General features: G+C 40.8%; 23 protein-coding genes. 11 read left to right on the forward strand and 12 right to left on the reverse strand.

The genetic code is table 11. The features are described from left to right. Positions 1-53: 53 nt before the first annotated feature. A complete protein-coding gene (locus H5114_RS05405; RefSeq protein WP_182722394.1) occupies positions 54-344 on the reverse strand; it encodes an ABC-type zinc uptake system zinc chaperone in 291 nt (96 codons plus the stop codon). A gap of 212 nt (positions 345-556) precedes the next feature. Here H5114_RS05405 and H5114_RS20465 point away from each other — a divergent pair, with 212 nt between their 5' ends. Continuing rightward, a complete protein-coding gene (locus H5114_RS20465) occupies positions 557-682 on the forward strand; it encodes a hypothetical protein (RefSeq protein ID WP_259395238.1) in 126 nt (41 codons plus the stop codon). Position 683: 1 nt separating this feature from the next. Here the strand turns inward: H5114_RS20465 and H5114_RS05410 are convergent, their stop codons facing one another. Then, positions 684-1,013 carry a hypothetical protein gene (locus H5114_RS05410; RefSeq protein ID WP_182722395.1) on the reverse strand — a complete coding sequence of 110 codons (330 nt, stop codon included), beginning with the start codon at positions 1,011-1,013 and terminating at the stop codon, positions 684-686. A 124-nt stretch (positions 1,014-1,137) separates the two neighbouring features. Here H5114_RS05410 and H5114_RS05415 point away from each other — a divergent pair, with 124 nt between their 5' ends. Both H5114_RS05415 and H5114_RS05420 read left to right on the forward strand, forming a co-directional pair. Then, entirely contained in the window at positions 1,138-2,778 is a 1,641-nt protein-coding gene (locus H5114_RS05415) for a mechanosensitive ion channel family protein (protein ID WP_182722396.1), read from the forward strand. A 271-nt stretch (positions 2,779-3,049) separates the two neighbouring features. Further along, a complete protein-coding gene (locus tag H5114_RS05420) occupies positions 3,050-3,940 on the forward strand; it encodes an aldo/keto reductase family oxidoreductase (protein WP_182722397.1) in 891 nt (296 codons plus the stop codon). Positions 3,941-4,038: 98 nt separating this feature from the next. Here H5114_RS05420 and H5114_RS05425 read toward each other — a convergent pair whose 3' ends face one another. Next, positions 4,039-4,872 carry a MaoC/PaaZ C-terminal domain-containing protein gene (locus tag H5114_RS05425; protein ID WP_182722433.1) on the reverse strand — a complete coding sequence of 278 codons (834 nt, stop codon included), beginning with the start codon at positions 4,870-4,872 and terminating at the stop codon, positions 4,039-4,041. Between the two features lie 296 nt (positions 4,873-5,168). Between H5114_RS05425 and H5114_RS05430 the strand changes: the two genes are divergently transcribed. Then, the gene (locus H5114_RS05430; protein WP_182722398.1) at positions 5,169-5,942 is read left to right on the forward strand and encodes a methyltransferase domain-containing protein; all 774 of its coding nucleotides are present in this window, start codon (positions 5,169-5,171) and stop codon (positions 5,940-5,942) included. 48 nt (positions 5,943-5,990) lie between these two features. On the opposite strand, the gene H5114_RS05435 is transcribed toward H5114_RS05430, so the two are convergent. Beyond that, the gene (locus H5114_RS05435; protein ID WP_182722399.1) at positions 5,991-6,899 is read right to left on the reverse strand and encodes a TraB/GumN family protein; all 909 of its coding nucleotides are present in this window, start codon (positions 6,897-6,899) and stop codon (positions 5,991-5,993) included. 52 nt (positions 6,900-6,951) lie between these two features. Here H5114_RS05435 and H5114_RS05440 point away from each other — a divergent pair, with 52 nt between their 5' ends. After that, positions 6,952-7,260 (forward strand): prephenate dehydrogenase, encoded by a 309-nt coding sequence (locus H5114_RS05440; RefSeq protein WP_182696758.1) that lies wholly within the window; start codon positions 6,952-6,954, stop codon positions 7,258-7,260. A 228-nt stretch (positions 7,261-7,488) separates the two neighbouring features. On the opposite strand, the gene H5114_RS05445 is transcribed toward H5114_RS05440, so the two are convergent. Both H5114_RS05445 and H5114_RS05450 read right to left on the reverse strand, forming a co-directional pair. Next, positions 7,489-8,013: a DUF3016 domain-containing protein gene (locus H5114_RS05445; RefSeq protein WP_182722400.1), complete on the reverse strand. Its 525-nt coding sequence runs from the start codon at positions 8,011-8,013 to the stop codon at positions 7,489-7,491. Positions 8,014-8,232: 219 nt separating this feature from the next. Further along, on the reverse strand, positions 8,233-8,742 hold the full coding sequence (locus tag H5114_RS05450; protein WP_124015132.1) for a DUF4240 domain-containing protein: 510 nt from the start codon (positions 8,740-8,742) through the stop codon (positions 8,233-8,235). Between the two features lie 66 nt (positions 8,743-8,808). Between H5114_RS05450 and H5114_RS05455 the strand changes: the two genes are divergently transcribed. The 5 genes from H5114_RS05455 (at position 8,809) to H5114_RS05475 (ending at position 12,071) form a co-directional block, all read left to right on the forward strand. After that, positions 8,809-9,207 (forward strand): hypothetical protein, encoded by a 399-nt coding sequence (locus H5114_RS05455; protein WP_235781736.1) that lies wholly within the window; start codon positions 8,809-8,811, stop codon positions 9,205-9,207. Positions 9,208-9,326: 119 nt separating this feature from the next. Further along, positions 9,327-10,124: a response regulator gene (locus tag H5114_RS05460; protein WP_182696760.1), complete on the forward strand. Its 798-nt coding sequence runs from the start codon at positions 9,327-9,329 to the stop codon at positions 10,122-10,124. Between the two features lie 156 nt (positions 10,125-10,280). After that, the gene (locus H5114_RS05465; RefSeq protein ID WP_101033991.1) at positions 10,281-10,553 is read left to right on the forward strand and encodes an HU family DNA-binding protein; all 273 of its coding nucleotides are present in this window, start codon (positions 10,281-10,283) and stop codon (positions 10,551-10,553) included. Positions 10,554-10,887: 334 nt separating this feature from the next. Then, the gene (locus H5114_RS05470; RefSeq protein WP_182722401.1) at positions 10,888-11,574 is read left to right on the forward strand and encodes a TorF family putative porin; all 687 of its coding nucleotides are present in this window, start codon (positions 10,888-10,890) and stop codon (positions 11,572-11,574) included. A 320-nt stretch (positions 11,575-11,894) separates the two neighbouring features. Beyond that, the gene (locus H5114_RS05475; protein WP_165870035.1) at positions 11,895-12,071 is read left to right on the forward strand and encodes a PA3496 family putative envelope integrity protein; all 177 of its coding nucleotides are present in this window, start codon (positions 11,895-11,897) and stop codon (positions 12,069-12,071) included. A gap of 84 nt (positions 12,072-12,155) precedes the next feature. Here the strand turns inward: H5114_RS05475 and H5114_RS05480 are convergent, their stop codons facing one another. Beyond that, positions 12,156-13,133 carry a PDC sensor domain-containing protein gene (locus tag H5114_RS05480; RefSeq protein WP_182696761.1) on the reverse strand — a complete coding sequence of 326 codons (978 nt, stop codon included), beginning with the start codon at positions 13,131-13,133 and terminating at the stop codon, positions 12,156-12,158. 234 nt (positions 13,134-13,367) lie between these two features. Here H5114_RS05480 and H5114_RS05485 point away from each other — a divergent pair, with 234 nt between their 5' ends. After that, positions 13,368-14,720, forward strand: coding sequence for a flavohemoglobin expression-modulating QEGLA motif protein (locus tag H5114_RS05485; protein WP_124015137.1), 1,353 nt, complete (start codon positions 13,368-13,370; stop codon positions 14,718-14,720). A gap of 134 nt (positions 14,721-14,854) precedes the next feature. Here H5114_RS05485 and H5114_RS05490 read toward each other — a convergent pair whose 3' ends face one another. The 5 genes from H5114_RS05490 to H5114_RS05510 form a co-directional block, all read right to left on the reverse strand. Next, positions 14,855-15,253, reverse strand: coding sequence for a hypothetical protein (locus H5114_RS05490; RefSeq protein WP_259395240.1), 399 nt, complete (start codon positions 15,251-15,253; stop codon positions 14,855-14,857). 95 nt (positions 15,254-15,348) lie between these two features. Then, positions 15,349-16,713 (reverse strand): sodium:alanine symporter family protein, encoded by a 1,365-nt coding sequence (locus H5114_RS05495; RefSeq protein WP_124015138.1) that lies wholly within the window; start codon positions 16,711-16,713, stop codon positions 15,349-15,351. Between the two features lie 587 nt (positions 16,714-17,300). Then, a complete protein-coding gene (locus H5114_RS05500) occupies positions 17,301-17,555 on the reverse strand; it encodes a cysteine-rich CWC family protein (RefSeq protein WP_165870036.1) in 255 nt (84 codons plus the stop codon). A gap of 169 nt (positions 17,556-17,724) precedes the next feature. Further along, complete coding sequence (locus tag H5114_RS05505; protein WP_182696763.1) at positions 17,725-18,822, reverse strand: c-type cytochrome; 1,098 nt, start codon at positions 18,820-18,822, stop codon at positions 17,725-17,727. A gap of 10 nt (positions 18,823-18,832) precedes the next feature. Beyond that, positions 18,833-19,456, reverse strand: a complete 624-nt coding sequence (locus tag H5114_RS05510; protein WP_124015141.1) for a c-type cytochrome — start codon at positions 19,454-19,456, stop codon at positions 18,833-18,835. Positions 19,457-19,616: the final 160 nt, after the last annotated feature.

Here is a 19,616-nt window from a genome sequence, read left to right on the forward strand (position 1 = left end):
GTTCAATATGAACTATCCGATAACGGAAAAATTAATAAATGTAATGTGTTGAATTAAAGGAATTGTGGTGGCGCGCGACTGTGGTAATAGCGATGAAAAACCGTTGAGAAAGGAGGTAGAGTATACTGCTGAAGTTCAAAAGTTTGCTTAGTAACAGCAAACACAAAACTGGAAAACTGCAGGGTTTTATTAAGATGAAGTTGGTGAAAACACAAGGTACAGTGATTTTTTACACCGTCATCGAGATGTCTAACTGAATGGGCTGACGCAGCAACAGACAACACAATCAAAATGGCACTAAGCCAGATTGCGATAGTTTGTCTTATTTTGATGCGGGAACTCACCAGTAAAAATCCATCAGGTTAATAAAAGTGGCCATTAGTGTAAAAGACCACCAATAAAAAGCAACACTTAGATTGTGATAAATCATGGCGACATATTGACAGTAAAATCATAAACTACCGACAAATAACTAAGTCGTTATTTTTAAGATAGTCTTAAGCTATTACCCATAACATAATGCATGAGTAAACATCATCATTACAGGACAAACACCATGGCACTATTTATTCGTGAAAACATTGGCATCATTTTAGTAATAGCCATTGTTGCTGTTGTTGTACTAGGCGGTATTTACTACGTTGAAGCCTCATTAGAAAGCCAAGTGATTGAGGTGAATTAACCTATTTTGCACCAGGTTCTGTACTAGGATCATTTTCAGGGGCTTCGATCAGCTGTAAATGGTCCATAATATGCGATAAACCAACAATGATAACCGCTAATATAATCAATGGCGTGGTGATCGACGTTACATTATCAAAAAAATAACCGACTACCGCGGCAACTACACCACCATAAAACCCAAACATCTTAGCAATTGATAACAACTTGTTATGCCCAAGCCATGCAGCACAATGAGGGCATTGCACCTCAACCGACAAACCTTTACCACGACTGTCATTGACCTTCGCAATTGAAAAAGATTTATAGCAATGAGCACATTGCAGCGACATGATAATTTCCTCAGTTCAATAATGACGGCAAGTGTAACAAATAACCCTAAGAATTGCTGTACTTGGCTACTATAGGCGTTTTCCACTATTATAGGCACAACTCAACGCCAAAGGACGACCTTTCATGCTACGGATTTTATTTACGATATTATTCACCTTAATGGTGTTTATGTCGCCAACAGCTAGCGCAGAACAAGATGCAACAGCACCGATTGTCACCACCAGTCAGTTAACCGACACTCAAAATAAAATCAGCCGATTACAACAAACAATTGATCAAGATACCCGCCTACTGTTTAAAGCAAAAGGTGAATTACGTAACTTTACTGAATATAGGATTAAGAACAAGTCATCTGAATTACGCGATATAATTGCGCAGTTGATCAAAACTCCAGATGAAAACCCGCAATACCTAATCACTTTAGTTCAAAGTCAGCTGGATTTTTTAAACAGTGTCGGGAGTTATTTAGACGATCAAATTATGCTTATGCGTCTTGATATCAAGCAAGGTGATGAAAGTAAGGTTGTCTTAGCTATATCACAACGAGAATTTGAACGAGACCACTATCTCAAGGCACAATTAACCTCGCTGCAATGGGCTAAAACCTTGAATATGGATGTCAGTATTCAACAACAGAAATTAACCGATTTTATGCTCAAACGCGCCGATCATTTCGACAGTTTAGTGCATTACACACAAGATGAATTACAAAAAGCCGTTTCAGAAGCTGAAAGCGCTGGGGCCGATATCACTGCCGAACAAAAAGCAGAGGTGATGGCACTAAAAGAACGTTTAGATCAAAGTAGCTCAAGCCTAGCTGTATCAGCGGGAATGCTCGAAACACTAGGCCAAGATGTCACGGCTTTTAAACAAACCTTGTTTAGCGTGTCTGGTGATATTACCCAAGATGTATTGAACTTCAGTGTCGCGTCTAATCTGCTACAAGGCTGGCTTAACGTCATCAAAGATCAAACCATTAATAATGGTCCTAGCTTAACCTTCAAAATTTTAGTCTTTGTATTTATTTTATTTTTAGCCAGTTTAGTGGCCAAAATTGTCACCAAAATCATCTCGAAAACAGTAAAAGCATCAAAATTACAATTTAGCCAATTACTGCAAGACTTCTTTATTTCGTTGTCCAGTAAGGTGGTATTTGCATTAGGATTATTAATTGCCTTATCACAGCTCGGGTTTGAGCTTGGGCCTTTGCTCGCTGGCTTTGGTATTGCCGGTGTGATTATTGGTTTTGCATTACAAGACACATTATCAAACTTTGCATCTGGGATGATGATCTTAATCTATCGTCCATTTGATGTCGGTGATCTAATTAATGCAGCCAATGTTACCGGTCGTGTGAGTCACATGAGCTTAGTATCAACAACCATCAAAACCCTCGATAACCAACGCTTGATTGTGCCAAACAATAAAATTTGGGGCGATACCATTAACAATATTACTGCCGAGCATCAGCGCCGCGTAGACATGATTTTTGGTATTAGTTATAGCGACAATGTTGAACATGCTGAAACCATTTTAAAAAGTATTGTTGAGCAACACCCTAAGGTGCAAGAACATCCAGAACCAATTGTAAAACTGCACACATTAGGTGAATCTTCAGTCGACTTTGTTGTCAGGCCTTGGGTTAACCCTGATGATTACTGGGAGGTTTACTGGGATATTACTCGTGCAGTGAAAATACGCTTTGATGCTGAAGGCATTAGTATTCCGTTCCCACAACGCGATGTACATATTTATCAAAAATAACCCAGTGCTTAAGCTAATCAAGCTAAATCAATGGCATGCTATGTCGCCTAATGTAGTCAAACATTGTGTCAAAGTATGCTACAACAATGATTAACTGACCTCATCCATTTAGCGGATGAGGTAAATAGCTAAAAATAACACTGGCTCAGTGATTTTGTTCTGTCTTGCTAAGATTCGTTGGCTTTTGATAGCGAGTTGCTTATCAGTTAATGCCGATCTAAAAGTGCTTTAATAAGCATTTATTACCCCTAACTAAGGTTAAAATTAACTTATGACCCAATCTACTTTTAGATTTTCTGATTTTATCGCCGGATTTTGGCGTGCTGATGCTTGGAATATGTCGCCACAGCAACTGCTTGGCTTAATTGAGCATTATCTTGATCTTGGCGTCACGACCATGGACCACGCTGATATATATGGTATGTATCAGTGTGAAACCTTATTTGGTGAAGCGTTAACCCTTAAACCACAGTTACGTCAGCAAATGCAGTTGATCAGTAAGTGTGGCATTAAACCCTTGTTTGATGGCTATGATGGTCGTTATGTTAATCATTACGACACAAGTAAAGCGCATATTATTCAAAGTGTTGAAAATTCACTTACTGAATTAAAAACTGATCACTTAGATGTGTTACTCATCCATCGCCCCGATCCATTAATGAATGCTGACGAAATGGCTGCCGCTTTCGAGCAATTGCATGCCCAAGGTAAAGTCAGCCACTTTGGTGTATCTAACTTTACCACCAGCCAATTTGATTTACTGCAATCACGCCTCAATGCTCCGTTGATCACTAACCAAGTTGAAATATCGCCTTTAGCCATGCAGAGCTTGCATGATGGTGTGCTTGATCAGTGTCAACAACACCGCATCACCCCAATGGCATGGTCTTGTTTGGGCGGTGGAGATCTCCTTTCAGCGAACACGCCCCAAGCACTGAGAATTCGCAATACCCTGCACGATATTGCTCAGCAAGTTGGCGCACAAGACATTAGCCAAGTGATTTATGCTTGGGTTCGTATGCATCCAAGTCGCCCTGCTCCTATTATCGGCAGTGGTAATCTAGAACGTATCACCAGCGCGGTAAATTCAGCTAACATTGAACTTGATCGACAACAATGGTTTAGCATTTGGGAAGCGGCAATGGGCCACTCGGTACCTTAAGTCTGCCATAAAAAAAGCTCAGGTATTAACCTGAGCTTTTTTATGTTCGCAATTGACTTACCACTGACGTTTAAGCCACCTCAGCGAGGTCTATCTGCTTATAAATAGGTAACATCACCCTGCAAATGCGGTCGACGACCTTTGACATCACGTATTTGAAAACGTTTACCATTCTCAGTACTTTCAAATGCAAATGTCACTTCAGACGGCATAAATACAGGTAATTTAAATTCAACATCAACCTGAAAAGGTCGATCACTGATATAAGTCATCAACTGAGATAATGCACGCGCTTTAGACCACATGCCATGGGCCAACACTCGCTCAAAGCCAAAGCGTTTTGACAATAAAGGATGCAAATGGATCAAGTTATAATCGCCCGAAGCTTTGGCATAACGACGGCCTAAGTCATCGGTTAAACGCCATTGCTGGACATTTTCCCATGCCATCTCAGACGCTTTAGGCGGACGAGCCCGCCGCCCAGCAGACTCAATGCGATATAAGTATGTTGATAACGCTTGCCATACGAGCTCTTCTCCAACCAACACTTTTGAAACTAAATCAAACTCAAGTCCAGCATCTGTAGTGCGACTCGCCGAAAGTTCGCACTGCACAGTCAATACTTCATCAGTACGTACAGGACGAAATACACTAATACTATTTTTTAAGTGGATCATTCCAAGCAACGGAAATGTCACGGCTTTATGAGTAAAAATCATCGCATGCAAACGAAATGCCCACACATATAAATACGTTGGAGGTAACACCCTATCATCGTATTCAAAACCACATACAGCGGCATATTGCCGAATTTTCTCTTGCGACAGCACCACATTAGAAGCTTGCACATAAATATTCGGCAGTGGTTGTTGATCCCATCCCGGTTTACGACCAAATAGGATTTTTCGATACAAAGACAACAGCGAAGGCATCGCCTGTAATTCGATAGCGTAGTCGTGACTCACAATGTTGTACCCTAAATAGGCAGCAAAAAGTATGCGCTGCAAAGATGGTTAGTCGATCATTATACCTTAGACTCTTACTGTTGCTAAACCGCTAATTATAAAATGCGTTTAAAGTCGGTTGTCATTGCTGCTTATATTGATTAATCGATAAACTTTTATTTACCCTCTATACACAATCACTGATTTGTCTTTACCTTATTCAGCCTACAGTGCGACAATTACGTTACTCCATATCGGCTCAATAACGTGATGTAACTTAAATCGTGCAAGATAAAAATTTCGATACTCTTAGTCAAAAGTTTGCGCAAAACATCTATGGCACAACTAAAGGTGAAATCCGTGCTGCAGTATTGTGGCGAGACTTAATCCCAGCATTAACTCGCTTGAATAAACCACGATTACGCATTTTAGATGCTGGGGGAGGATTTGGTTTTTTGAGCCAAAAACTGGCGGCGTTGGGTCATGATGTGGTGCTATGTGATATTTCTGAGCAGATGTTGGCCATAGCCCAACAACAGATTGCCGCCTCAGACACAGAATTATCAATCGAGTTAGTGCATAGCCCTATTCAAGCACTAACCGTGCAGCAGTTTGGTCTGTTTGATGTCATCTTATGCCACGCTGTAGCCGAATGGCTCACTGATGCTGAATCGACTTTGCATGGGTTACTAAGCCTGCTAAAACCGAATGGGTTATTTTCGCTGATGTTTTTTAATAAGGAAGCATTGCGCTTTCACAGTTTAATTTCAGGCAACTTTGACTATGTTAAGCGTGATTTTAAGGTTAAAAAGAAGGTTGGATTAACCCCCAACCATCCCCTGTATATTGCAGATGTTCGCGCTTGGTTTGCCCAATGGCAACTGTCGATGATCAGTCAGTCTGGGGTTAGGGTGATTAATGATTACTTAAAAAATAATCTCCCGCCCAACTTCGATAAACATCAGCTTATTGAAATGGAATTGGCTTATTCACAACGTGAGCCATATTTATCCTTAGGTCGATATGTTCATTTTCTTGGTCAATCAAAGCCAATATAAGCATAAAGTTATACTATTATTGGCCCTTGTGGACGCACAACATTCTCCTTAACACTGCAAAAAGGTACAACGGGTGACCGTTGCACCTTGCTGTTTAAGTAAGTCAGGAATGGCTTGCTGACCAACAATATGGCCTGCTCCAACCACAATAAACAGCTGTTTATAATTACGCTGTTGTAGCAACTGGATAATTTTTTGCGCCATAGTGTGATTGCGTTGCCACAGTAATTTTTCAAGCAATTCATTGGCATCGCCCGCTTGCGATTCCATAATGGTTGCCAATGCACTGGCATCGCCTTGGCGCCAAGCATAAATTAAATCAAGCATTTCGGCATCACTGACGTTGATCGAATCATCCAGCATTTGCATCTGGGTCGCGGTTGAAAATGATGAAATTAATTCAAATTGAAACTGCATACTTTCAAGTTCAACTAGGGCTTTGTCACTGCGATTTGCCATAAAATAAGCATCGACGCCTTGGTCTGCGCTATAACCCAATTGCGCAAAACGGCCCATACTAATTTGTGCTGACTGTAACCAGGGAGCATATGGTGCTAATGCCTGACACAAACTTTGATGACTTTGGCAATAAACTTGGCGTGTCACATTAACGTCTGCGGCAATATCGGCAGACAAAGCACCGTACTGCTGTAATAGCGCTCCCGTGTCACCTTGGCTAATATCGGCCTCAACCACGAGTGCATCTGCTTGTTTAAATGCCGACTCAATATGTTGTCCTAATGGGTAAAAATCTTGGCGACCGATATGAATTGAACCCAATAAATACGCTTGCTGTTGTTGATACTCAATTTTATAAAATACTGGCGAATCCAATGCCGTTGCCGATGTAGAGCCAAAACACAGTAGAAATACCACTAAACTAAAGCTATATCGCTGTAAACGACGATAAATCATCCCTATATTAAAAATAAGCGGACTTTTCCTTGTTGCCAGCATAGCGGCTCCTTATAATTAGCTTTATTATTTACAAATGCACTATGAGGCAATTATGCCGTACACCAATGTTTTTCTACAGATAAAAGAAAACCTGCAAATAGCCTATAGACAAGCGATTGACTCTGATGCTCGCCTTGACGAATTGCGTAAAGCAGGACATGGTAAGTTTGTGGCTATCTTTACTGAAGATCAAGGATTTACGGAAAGTAGCAACCGTTTCTTGCCCTATGTACAAGAATTGGTAGCTGAGTTTGATGCGATGCAGAGTAGTACTCATGTCGCACCTGAAACTCTCGAAGCCTTTGTCAAAAAACTTGCGACTTTACTGCAAACGCTGCAAGTATTTAAACTGTCTAAATAATCTTTATGCTCCTGCGGAATCTTCATGCAGGAGCAACCTTAGTTGATATGACCTTTACATGTTGCGGCGACAATCATTGATAAAACCCAATGGCGACAATCAAGCGTAACCAGCGTCACTGGCACATTTGGTTATCAACAACGATTCATCAAGTCACTACAGATAAAACAGACAACCCCTGCACTAAATCAACCTTATCGATATAATCCTAAGTACTGTCGCCAAGGGCTATAGTTTAGGTGCGACACTCTTTTGTAACCAATCGGTAAATAAAGTTGTTTCGTACTGAAATGGTCGGTCATTAAAGCGATGTGAGTTAGACATAAAACTCATATCTGTGATTTTCTCATCACCAACAATAATCACCTTGTCACCTTCTTTAATCGTGTAACTAAAGGTGGCTCTGGGTGGGTATAAATCTTTTACAACACGTAAATCACCCGGCGTGGCACCAAATGTTGGTCGCATGTCTCCCGCTAGATCAAAGTTAGTCACTGTCATTTGCAGTGTCTGTCCTGGCTTGAGGTTTTTTTCGGCTTCTTTATTGATATTCTTGGTTAAAGTGTCAAATAAACGGTTTTCAAATCGTGACTGAAGCTCGTTAGAAGTTCTGATATCACTGAAATCTTTTGGATTTTGCCATTCAATTTTTACCAGCCCAACTTCAGTAACAGGATTAGGTGGTGGCGCATCTTCAGCCATAACAATTTGGGATACTAATACCGAAGCTAGCATTATATATTTTACATTCATAATTGACCTCCTGAGACTTAGGCGCTTGTGATAACACAGGTTTAAACGGCTGCTTTAGATAACGCTATTCAGCTTCTGTTAAAGCAACTTTGACCATATTTGCACGCCGATACTTATCATCAAATCAAATGTTAGCCATTAAGCTATCATCACTATAAATTGACTATAGTCCTCATAAGCTGAACCAAAGCTTAACAACGCCTAAGATCAAGCGGTCCACTAAAATGGAAAACGCGCACTCAATAAAGGATAGGTTTGACGCATAATTTTTGGTTTAGTGCTAAATTTTTTCCCTTCTGGAGTACTGTGTCCTGAGGGTAAGAATGGCAGCTCTAAGCCAGTGCGGTCTTCGTAGACTTGTCCTGCAATCAAATCATAATCTTCAACAAACGGGTAGGCATAATCGTCCACTAACGGCCAATGTTCTAATTCCCCTAAGCTATCTGGATTGGCGATAATCTTGTTGTACCATTGCTGACCTAACGACAATAAAAAACACCTAAACTCAGTAAAAGCATCATCAGAATCGCAACCTGTCACTATGTATGCTGCTCCCCAAATCGACCAGGAATAACTGCGACGTAATTGTTGGCCTAATATTTTATCGAATGCCTTGAGTGCTTCATCGTCCAAGCTTTCTAATTGCTGGCGTAAACTCAGGGTGAGATCTGCAGAAGACTGCTCAGGTTTATCGCGGGTCACTAGCGCCCAAAAATGTGTTTCTGTCATCAAAATATACCCATCACTCTGTTTTGTGCGATATTCTACCTCAAATTCTCCAGTACGATGATCAATATGAACCAAAATTCAGCCCAACGAATGCCCGTTAGAGTGATGATCCTTATCTCACTGTATGTTGTACTCACTCTTGTTGCTATTTGGCGCGCGATCACCTTTGAAGCCTTTGACTTATTAACTCTGGGAGTGATACCGGTTTTTATTGGTTTACTAATACGTGCGCCATGGACAAAAGTACTGCTACTCAGCTATGTCGCCTTACAAAGCCTAGGGTTAGTTGCAATGACAACAACGGCGTTGATTGCCTATCAAATCACCCCTGAAGACGTCAAACTGGTATTTCGAGGCTATAATATTCCATTAATTCCGCTATGGTTATTACTGTTAAGTGTGGTGGTGTTTCAATGGTGGGTTGGTCTGTCGAACGCGACCAGAGACTATCTTGCTCAAAAATAAACACCAAGTGCTATAGGCCTAGCTTAACTATCATCTCTAGCATTTTTTTAGTGTACAATTTATTCACACATGCAACATTAAAAATAATACTAATAATAAATATCTGTGGAACGTGAATTATGACTAGCTTATCTCCAAGTGAATTATCCATCCTATTACTTGAGCCTTCCGAGACTCAACGTAAGATCATTATTACTCGCCTTCAGCAAGAAGGTGTCAGCAGCATCCAAACTGCCGCAACCATTGCTGAAGCTAAAGAGATAATCCATCGCCATAAACCAGACTTAATTGCCAGCGCACTGCATTTTATCGATGGCGAAGCCACTGAGTTATTGCAGTACATTAAAATGACTCCAGCATTGAGTGATATTCAATTTATGCTGGTTTCCAGTGAGTGTCGTCGTGAACAGCTAGAAATTTTTAGACAATCAGGCGTGGTGGCTATTTTACCAAAACCATTTAATGCCGAACACTTAGCTACGGCACTTAACTCAACCATTGATTTACTGAGCAATGACGAGCTCGATTTAACCCACTTTGATGTTCACAGCATTAGAGTATTGGTGGTTGATGATAGCCGAATGGCACGAAATGTTATTAAGCGCACCATAGGCAATTTAGGCATACAGCTAATTACTGAGGCTGTTGATGGTGAACAAGCGATTAGCCTAATGAAAGACAATATGTATGATTTAGTGATCACTGATTACAATATGCCCTCGGTAGACGGACTTGCACTGACTCAGTACATCCGTAACCACAGTCAACAATCTCATATTCCAATCCTAATGGTATCGTCAGAAGCCAACGACACTCATCTGAGTAATGTATTTAGTGCTGGCGTCAATGCGCTTTGTGACAAGCCTTTCGAGCCGCAGTTAGTTAAGAAAATTCTTTATCAGCTCTTAGAAGAGTAACAACAAGGCAAATAAAGACATTATTTGTGCTAATTTTGCTTTAAAACCATTACAGATACTGAATTTATGGGATAAAGTGCTTTTAAACCAGCATCGCTTGTGGCATGTTAATCATGTTTTAAAAAAACACTTCTATGGAAAGCAGAGAATATCAATATGAACAAAAGTGAATTAATTGCAAAAATCGCTGAAAATGCGGAACTAACAAAAGCTGAAGCTGGCCGCGCTCTAAAGTCTTTCGAACAAGCGGTAACTGAAGCCATGAAAAATGGTGATAAAATTTCTATTGTTGGCTTTGGTTCTTTTGAAACCACTCAACGTGCCGCGCGTACTGGTCGTAATCCACAAACTGGCAAAGAAATTCAAATCGCAGCAGCTACAGTGCCTAAGTTTAAAGCTGGAAAAACACTAAAAGATAGCGTTAATTAATTATTCGTTTACTCTTTTTTTGCTAGAAACCTCCTTTATGGAGGTTTTTTATTGCCTGCTTTTTATATTTATCCTCTGCAAACAATATTATCTCTTAATTCAACATCAACGAATATTGGGATGCTGAGCACTGTTGCACAAAAAAGGGGCGAGCTTGCATCATTAAGTTGCAACAAATATGCAACAAAATGATCCATAAATACATAAGCAGCTGACTTTAATAAGAAAATAGAGTTGGCATGCGATTCGCTAATTAATATTCAGACAAACCAACATTGAGTTCATTTAGTGACACATAAATGCCTCATTGATAATAAAACGTTAAGGGATGAAGATGAAAAAATCACTATATCAAGCAATTGCATTATCAACAGGCTTATTACTGAGTGGCTCTGCCCTTGCTGAAGTTACGGGTAATATTGGCGCAACATCAAACTATTTATGGCGTGGCACCACACAAACTAATGATGCGGCTGCGGTTCAAGGTGGCATTGATTATGCTCATGACTCTGGTTTTTATGCTGGCACTTGGGTATCTAATGTCGATTTCGGTGATGAAACCAGTTACGAGTTAGATTTGTACGGCGGTTATGGTGGTAACTTTACTGAAGACTTAACTTACGACATTAGCTACCTTTATTATGCTTACCCAGATGCTGGTGGCAGTATTGATTTTGGTGAAGTCGCGCTCACTCTTGGATGGAAATGGCTAGATGTTGGCTATTCTAAAGTAATTAATGCTGATTCAGGTGTTTCTGGTGCCAGTGACGAAACAGATTGGAGCTATATCCAGGCCAATGCCAGCTTCCCGTTAACAGAAAAGCTCAGCGTCGCATTCCACTATGGTTATTCACAAGGCGATGTAGTTGAAGATTTGTTCGGTGACACTTATGCAGACTACAACGTCACATTAAGTGCTGAAACAGACATAGGTACCGTATCCTTCATGGCTTCTGATACTGACTTACCAGACAATGATGCAAAAGTTGTTTTAGGCTACTCTTACGGGTTTACACTATAACGAGTAACACCATTACTGGCTCGCTTTATGAGTATATCAACGCCACCTCATTAACAGGTGGCGTTTTTCTATCTGTAGCAGATAGAAGCAGTATTCTCTGGCGACATCATGGCATAGATAATACTTGTTTAAGCATGCACTCTTCGCACTTGGCTTTATGTTTTACTAGCAAGAAATACATTTACTGCTAAGCTCAAAACGAAGGGTAAAAATAGCTGTCCAATTAAGGAAAAATATTTTACTTCCCTATTAACGTTTTTTTAGTTAGAAAATGCTCATTGAATTAATACCACGCTTTTATTTTACATGAGGGTTTTGTGATGGCTAATATTAGTGAAATAGTGCCTGATGACACAGAAATAGATGCGATGACGACGCCTAGAAACGTTAAGTCTGCCGAAAGTTTACAGCATAAACGCCAAGTGAAACGAAGATTAGAAGATTTTCTCGAACAAGCCCAATTACGCAAAGCAATTGGTGACGATGACTTTTTCTAAAAAATAGGGATAAACGCTTATAGCGTTTATCCCTGTCTGTATTATCATCTTTATCTCAGCGGATGTTAGGCGCTGATCAATATGTTATACGCTTTTAATTTGTTCGCGCCGCATATGCTTACCCGCTTGGGTTTGGGTGAGCAGCAGCTCGGCTTTGGCCCCTAGATAGACATAGATTCCCAGCCCTACCAACAAGCCCACTACGGCTAACATCATTAAAATTGCTGGCTCAATATATTGCTTTTCCCCTAGCGACGCTTTAAACATAGTCAACAAGGCTTCGATTGAAATCGCAATCAAAATGGTCGAAATAAACCGCGTAATCGTTCGTCGAGTTGAACTGTGACGAAAAATATCTTTGTGCATCAATACTTCTTCTTCCAAAATGGTTTTACCCAAATCAAAAATGGCTAATGCCAAGGTAAGAAAAATAATAATGCCGAAGGGTTGCAATGGATCATGGGTAGCAGAAATTTGGCTAAAAAGGGTATAAATGTCACGAACTACAGTCCACATTAGCACGCTCACTAACACAAAAAGGCCCAGTACAATTGCAGCATAAATACTTTTAAAAAAAGGCGACATTTTGCGTCTAGCACTGTCACCCATCATAAACTCAATTAAGCGCGTTAAGTTGACATCAATAACCACAATTACCACTTGCCCAGACGCAGATTTAATCATTTGTGATGCAGACAAACACAAGCCACCACCAGAATTAGACAAATAAGGTCGAGTAATATGCACAGTATCAACCGCAGTCAATTGGGTAAAGTAAGGCCGCTGACTTCGATCTGCACGGTCACCGCAATTCATTAATTTAACCTGCTGGTTAATGACGCTGATATTGGGGCAAATCTGTATGCCCTGAGCATTCAATAAATAAATCAGTTCCACGAAGGGATAGCTTATCGCCATATCTTCAAAAATTTTAGCCGATATAGGTTGCTCGAATAAATTAATATCGCCCACACCAATCAAAATAGACTCTAGTAGCTCGTGCACTAAATGCTCATATTCATGATAACGCTCAATCACACTTAAATAGCTCATCGCTGCCATAAATTTTCCTTTTAATTATTACTACTTTAGGTAAAGCAGTTTTAATGCCAAGAAAATAATTGAATATTTTTAGTAACTTAAAAAAACCACCCTTAAGACATTGCTATACGCCATGATAAATTGCACTAAAATAGTGCTGACTAGATGGTTATTTTTTCATTGCAGTTTTATGATCAACATCTGCTAATATGGCCGCTAGCACTACTAACAACTTCTCTAGATTAGGAAAAGACAATGTCTGACTCTTTATTGCGTTATCAACAAGATATTCGTCGTTTTTCTGATGAATTAATTCGCATCCAAGCGCCAATTAAAATTTTAGACTCAATAAAATGGCCAAGACAAATTGAAGATGATTTTTTAGCGCAAAAAAGTAAACAATTACCCAACGTTAGTAATGACTTTTATCAGTCAATTCCGCTATCGTTTAACGCAGATCAAACTCAAACAGACCTGCAAGGTTTAAAAACTGCCGTTGAGCGTGGTTTAGGTAAACGCGATAAATTAGGTAAAATTTTACTGGCCAATATTGATCAATATCGCATAGTAATAGACATGCTGCATAATCGTGGCAAGCCGATGTTTGGTAAACTGAGCCAAGAGCTTTACGGCAGTGCCAGCCACAAATTACATGGCGATCGCCATACATTACGCCAACTGGGCGATCGCTTAAGCCATATATTTTCTTTGCCAGCGGCGCGCCACATGAATAGCCGCCATCCTAAGATTGTAACGGCACCAGAAGCGGTAAATGTCCTCAGCGAACGCTTAGTGAAGTATTTTCATAATGATGAAATTCACGTTAAATTGAGTGATGGTATTGTGTCCGATGCCGCCGTCGGTGGCGATACGGTTAAGCTCAATACTCGCGCCATGTTCAGCGAATCAGATCTGAATATCTATGAAGTTCATGAAGGCTGGGTTCATGTGGGCACCACACTCAATGGCCGAGCTCAACCTCATGCCACTTGGCTCAGCGTTGGATCACCACGCGTTACCGCTTCGCAAGAAGGCTTAGCTGTGCTCATGGAAATGCTCACCTTAAGCTCAAATCCGGGCCGCGCTCGACGTATTAGCGATCGAGTATCTGCGGTAGACATGGCAGAGAAAGGGGCTGATTTTATTGAAGTGTACCGCTATTTCAGGGACCTTAATTTAAGCTCAAAAGACAGCTATCGGGTAACTCAACGGGTATTTCGTGGTGGCATGGTAGGCGGCGGTAGCTTTTTTACTAAAGACATCTCTTACGTGCGCGGTTATGTAGAAAATATTAACTTTATTCGTAGTGCCATCAGCACTGGGCTACCTGAGTTAATCCCTATGCTATTTTTAGGCAAATTAGCCATTGAGGATATTCCGGTACTGTACCAAGCTTATCAAGAAGGTATTATTGCCCACCCTAAGTATTTACCTCCGATGTTTGAAGATATTAGCGGGCTTTATGCTTGGTTTGGTTTTGCCTCAGGAATAGGCAATATCGACCTCAAAGGGGTGCAACGCCATTTTGCTCGCCAATTCAAAAATGTTGTTCCAAGTTCTGCCGTCGACTTATTTGAAGACTCAGAGTTTGATAACAATTTCGAATAAACCACAGTGATAATGTAATAGGTTAAGTGCGCGATAGTCACACTTAACCTATTAAAAATAAAAATAAACTTCTTTTAAATGATGCAGGTAACGCTCACTATATTGCACTAATAGACACTAAGTAACGAATCTATCTAAATGCCTCGGTCGATGACATACGCCTCACCATTACACTCTAAATACACAGCACACGATGGGTAATTAACTTTGCCGCATTGCTTCATAACAATGGCATTTCCACCACGTTGTTTCACTTGTAATTTGAGCGATTTAGTCATTGAAGACAAGCTAGGGAGATCATCTAACTTATCAGGATCCGATGAGACTTCACAATATGAAGTGGTCACATCGCCTAGAAACTTTGCTTTGAACCGGGATATTTCTCCAGAGGTATAAGTATCAATCTCTGCTATCTTGGCATTGCCAAGCGCAATGGTACCCGCATTTGTTCGCAGCGACAGATTAGAACACCCGGACAAGAGCATCACCATCAATAACGCTGCGCTTGATACAGCAAAAGTAAGATGTTTCATAAAAATCCTTTTAAGGAAGCATGTTCATCTATTTACCAATGAACATGCTTAACCACAATTGCGAAATATTAACGTGAGTCGTTAACTAGACGAGTTTAAGCGTTAGCTTTCAAAGCTCGTTGCTTAATAAAATACTCACGAGTTAAGCCAAACACCACAGGACTTAACAACACCAACGCAATTAAGTTTGGAATCGCCATCATCGCATTTAATGTGTCAGCTAATAACCAAATAAACTCTAACGAACTGACTGCACCTATCGGTACAACTAAGGTCCAAATTAGACGAAATGGTTTGACGGCTTTATCACCTAAAAGGTATTGGACACATTTTTCACTGTAAAAACTCCAACCTAAAATGGTGGTAAAGGCAAATATAGCCAATGCAATTGCCACAATATAATTTCCCATAGGCAATGCATTTGAAAATGCCAATGAGGTTAACGCCGCGCCATTTTCACCTGATGTCCACGCACCAGAAACCACAATAGCCAAACCGGTAATTGAACACACAATAAGGGTGTCAATAAACGTGCCTAACATAGCGACTAAACCTTGTTTTACAGGATTATTAGTTTGTGCTGCGGCATGAGCAATCGGGGCACTACCTAAACCAGCTTCATTGGAAAATACGCCTCGCGCTACACCAAATCGAATTGCAGCCCATACCGCTGCGCCTGCAAAACCACCTTGGGCTGCGACCGGGTTAAAAGCACTTTCAATAATTAACAGAAAAGCCGCGGGTACTTGCGCTGCATTAACAATCAATACCGCTAAACCCGCAGTAATATAAAACACTGTCATTAATGGCACTAGCTTACCAGCTACTTCTGCAATACGCTTAATACCGCCCATCAGTACCGCACCAACCAGCACCATTAACACCACGCCGGTCACCCAACTAGGCACGCCAAAATTACTGCTCATCGCATCCGCAACCGAGTTAGCTTGTACGGTATTACCAATACCAAAACCAGCAATAGAGCCAAAAATAGCAAATGCAGTACCTAACCAAGCCCACTTACTGCCTAAACCGTTTTTGATGTAATACATAGGGCCACCAACATGGTTGCCATTAGCATCTGTTTCACGAAACCTCACCGCCAAAACAGCTTCCGAAAACTTAGTCGCCATACCCACGAGCGCCGTACACCACATCCAAAATAGCGCACCCGGACCACCAATAAAAATCGCCGTTGCCACACCCGCAATGTTACCGGTACCAATAGTGGCTGATAATGAGGTCATTAATGCATTAAACGGGCTGACATCACCCTTTTCGCTATCATCTGTAACCTGACGACCCGCCCATAACAATCTAAAGCCTCGATTTAGCTTTAAAATAGGCATGAATTTTAAGCCAATCGACAGAAATAGCCCGACACCTAAAATCATAATTAGCATGGGAACACCCCATACTATACCGTTAACCATATTGACAAATTGTGTGACTGCTTCCATGTAAAAACCTCATAATGAGTAATGATTTATGTCTAAAGTTATAATTATTATTAACTAACCTCACCTCGCGGATAATAGACAGGATAAAACGTTTAAACGGGAGTCATACCAAATCTACAAAATCAAACCTACACTGTGCTTTACTCACCAGGCTGTTTGAAAACCGTTTATTATCCAAAACTGAGGTTAATTATCTTCTGATTCCCCCTCAACAGCCCAACTCCGTTGAAAAACAATCATTTTAGATTACCTCGATTTCGTTAATCATAGCAACCATGTATATGTGACTAGCGCCAACTTCAATAATACCGTCCTAAAGTCATCAGAAGATCCCCCTATTAATATAAATCGCGCATTGTTCTGCCATGACACAAATATGCATTCAGAGACGGTTATAGATAAGTACCAATATTGGTTTATAGGTCGATAAATAAAATATTAACTTACTTGGGAAGGACAAGAGCGAGGACATCAAAGCAGCTATTGATTGGCGTTAAGTGTTTATATGCCAAGTTAAGCCGCTTCGAAGCGGTAACACAAACCATCACTCAAATAGCATTGAGATTTCGCTAATGAGTAATCTAAGGTTAGGGTGAATAAATTTCAACGGCATCAATATCAGATTGTTGCACTAATTTAGCCATACAAGACTGACAAACACATTGATTATTGGGTAAATCAACCCCAGAAGATGTTGCGTTAAACTGCGCAATAACTGAGGGCATATCCACTGTTTGCTTAGCGCACCAACATGCATCTATGGCTAATCCTTGCTCCATGGCACAAGCATTATCTTGTTGGCACAGTGGGCACAATTGTGCAGCAAAGGTGAATAATGTCATTGCCCAACCTATGAGGTAATAATAAATAAAAGCTAAGATCAACATACTGCCATTTCTGATCGCTATGCTCAATAAGCTCTGTCTAAGTAATGTGTACACTTACAAAAAAGCCCATTAAGCGTTCACTCAATGGGCATCATTCATAGGTTTATCTTAATTCAGATAGATATCAAGGCTTAACTGTATTTTTAAGCGGAAAAACCGGATACGAATCAGTCCCTAAAATAGGCTTACCAGCAACCGATTGGCCATAATAGCCCTGGTGCTGATGGTATGTGGCTTGAGTCTTACTCACATCACCATTAAAACGAGGATCTTGTGGGCGATCAAACGAATTAACATAAGCGGCAACATCCCAAGCTTGCTGAACAGTAAGCTGGACACTTTTACCTAACGGCATATTTTCATAAATAAAATCAGCAGCCGTATTTACGCGATGCATTCCAGCGCCCCAGTTGAAGCTTTGAGGTCCCCATAATGGCGGCAAGGCAGCAACCCCAGCGATTATTTGTCCTTGACCATCTTCGCCATGACAAGTTTGGCAATGAGCTTGATAAACAATCATACCGCGCTCCGGCGCATAGGCTAATTCTGGATCTGGCGCTTTAGGAAAGCCCCGTCCAGGTAACTGACTTAGCGCTTTGGTATCTAAATTTTTGGCAATGGCCTCTGGCATCGGGAAATCATCCCGCATTGCACCTTTCACTAATTCAGCATCAGATAACTCAGGCACAGGGCCGCTAACGTTATATTGTGCCATTAATCCACTCATGCCTAACCAGTATGAATAAGCAGATATTGCCACTAACTCAGGAGAACCAGACTCGGGCGCTTTACCGTTCATTGAATAAGTAAAACAACCTTGAACACGCTCTTGAAAGCTGTTCACTTTATCATTTTTCTTACGATAGGCCGGATAGGCAAAATATGCCCCCCATAAAGGCGACGAATTAGCTTGTTGCCCTGCATTCATATGACAATTAGCACAACTGAGTTGATTACCAACGTACTTATCTCTAAGCGTTTGAGTATTCACGAACAATTGATAACCTAGGCGAACTTTGTCACCAAAAACTCCCGCAGGAATATCGGTTAATGACGCAGGTTGTAGATAGTTCTCACCCACTTTTTTAGGTACTGCAGGCAATGCCGCTTGGCGATCAGGTAGTGCTGCTGAAGCTGTAGCAGGGACTTCAGTTAACATTTCATTGGCCTGTAAAGGCAAGCTAAACAGGACACCAATGCTCAATAGCGATAATAATTTCATAGCCATGTCCTTATTTTATATTGGCAAAATACTGCGATAATCCATCGATTTCGGCAGCTGTTAATTTCCGCGCAATATTACCCATCATATTGTCAACATCACCGGTTCGAGTGCCGTCTTGCCAAGCTAATAGTTGGGTCTTGATGTAACTGGCTTGCTGGCCTGCTAAGCGAGGGAAATTGCCTCCGCCAATTGCCGATGGCCCATGACAACTGGTACACGCCGGAATAGTTCGCGACCAATCGCCTTGAAAGGCTAATCTTTCAGAGGGATCACTAATGGCAACCTTGTCACCGCGAAATTGCAGCGAAATATCAGCAACTGGCTGTTGGCTAAAATATTGTGCCACTAGGCCAATATTATCACCTTGTACCGTGGCAGCCATTGCTAGCATGGTGGGGTTTTGACGTTTACCGGCATGAAACAACTTGAGTTGATTGGTAATGTATTCAGCCGATAAACCAGCTAAACGAGGGCCAATGATATCAATTCCTTGACCTTGAGCACCATGACAAGAAGTACATAACTGAGCGGCGGGTGGAATGGCTTGTTGAGGTTCTGCAGCATTTGCTTGCACAATATTAACTATGGTTAAGCCAGCCAATACACTGAGTACATAAAAGGATGTTTTCATCATCACACCTTTTTAGTTATTAATTGTTGTTAATATACCATAGGCTATAAATATGAAAAAAAGAATACGGCAAACGTCGAATACTCACACAAAAGGCCATAAATATTAAACAAAAAACCCGCTAATGAAATCATTAACGGGGTTAGAGACTATGACCACT

Source organism: Shewanella sp. SR43-8 (assembly GCF_014163775.1).
Lineage (GTDB): Bacteria > Pseudomonadota > Gammaproteobacteria > Enterobacterales > Shewanellaceae > Shewanella > Shewanella vesiculosa.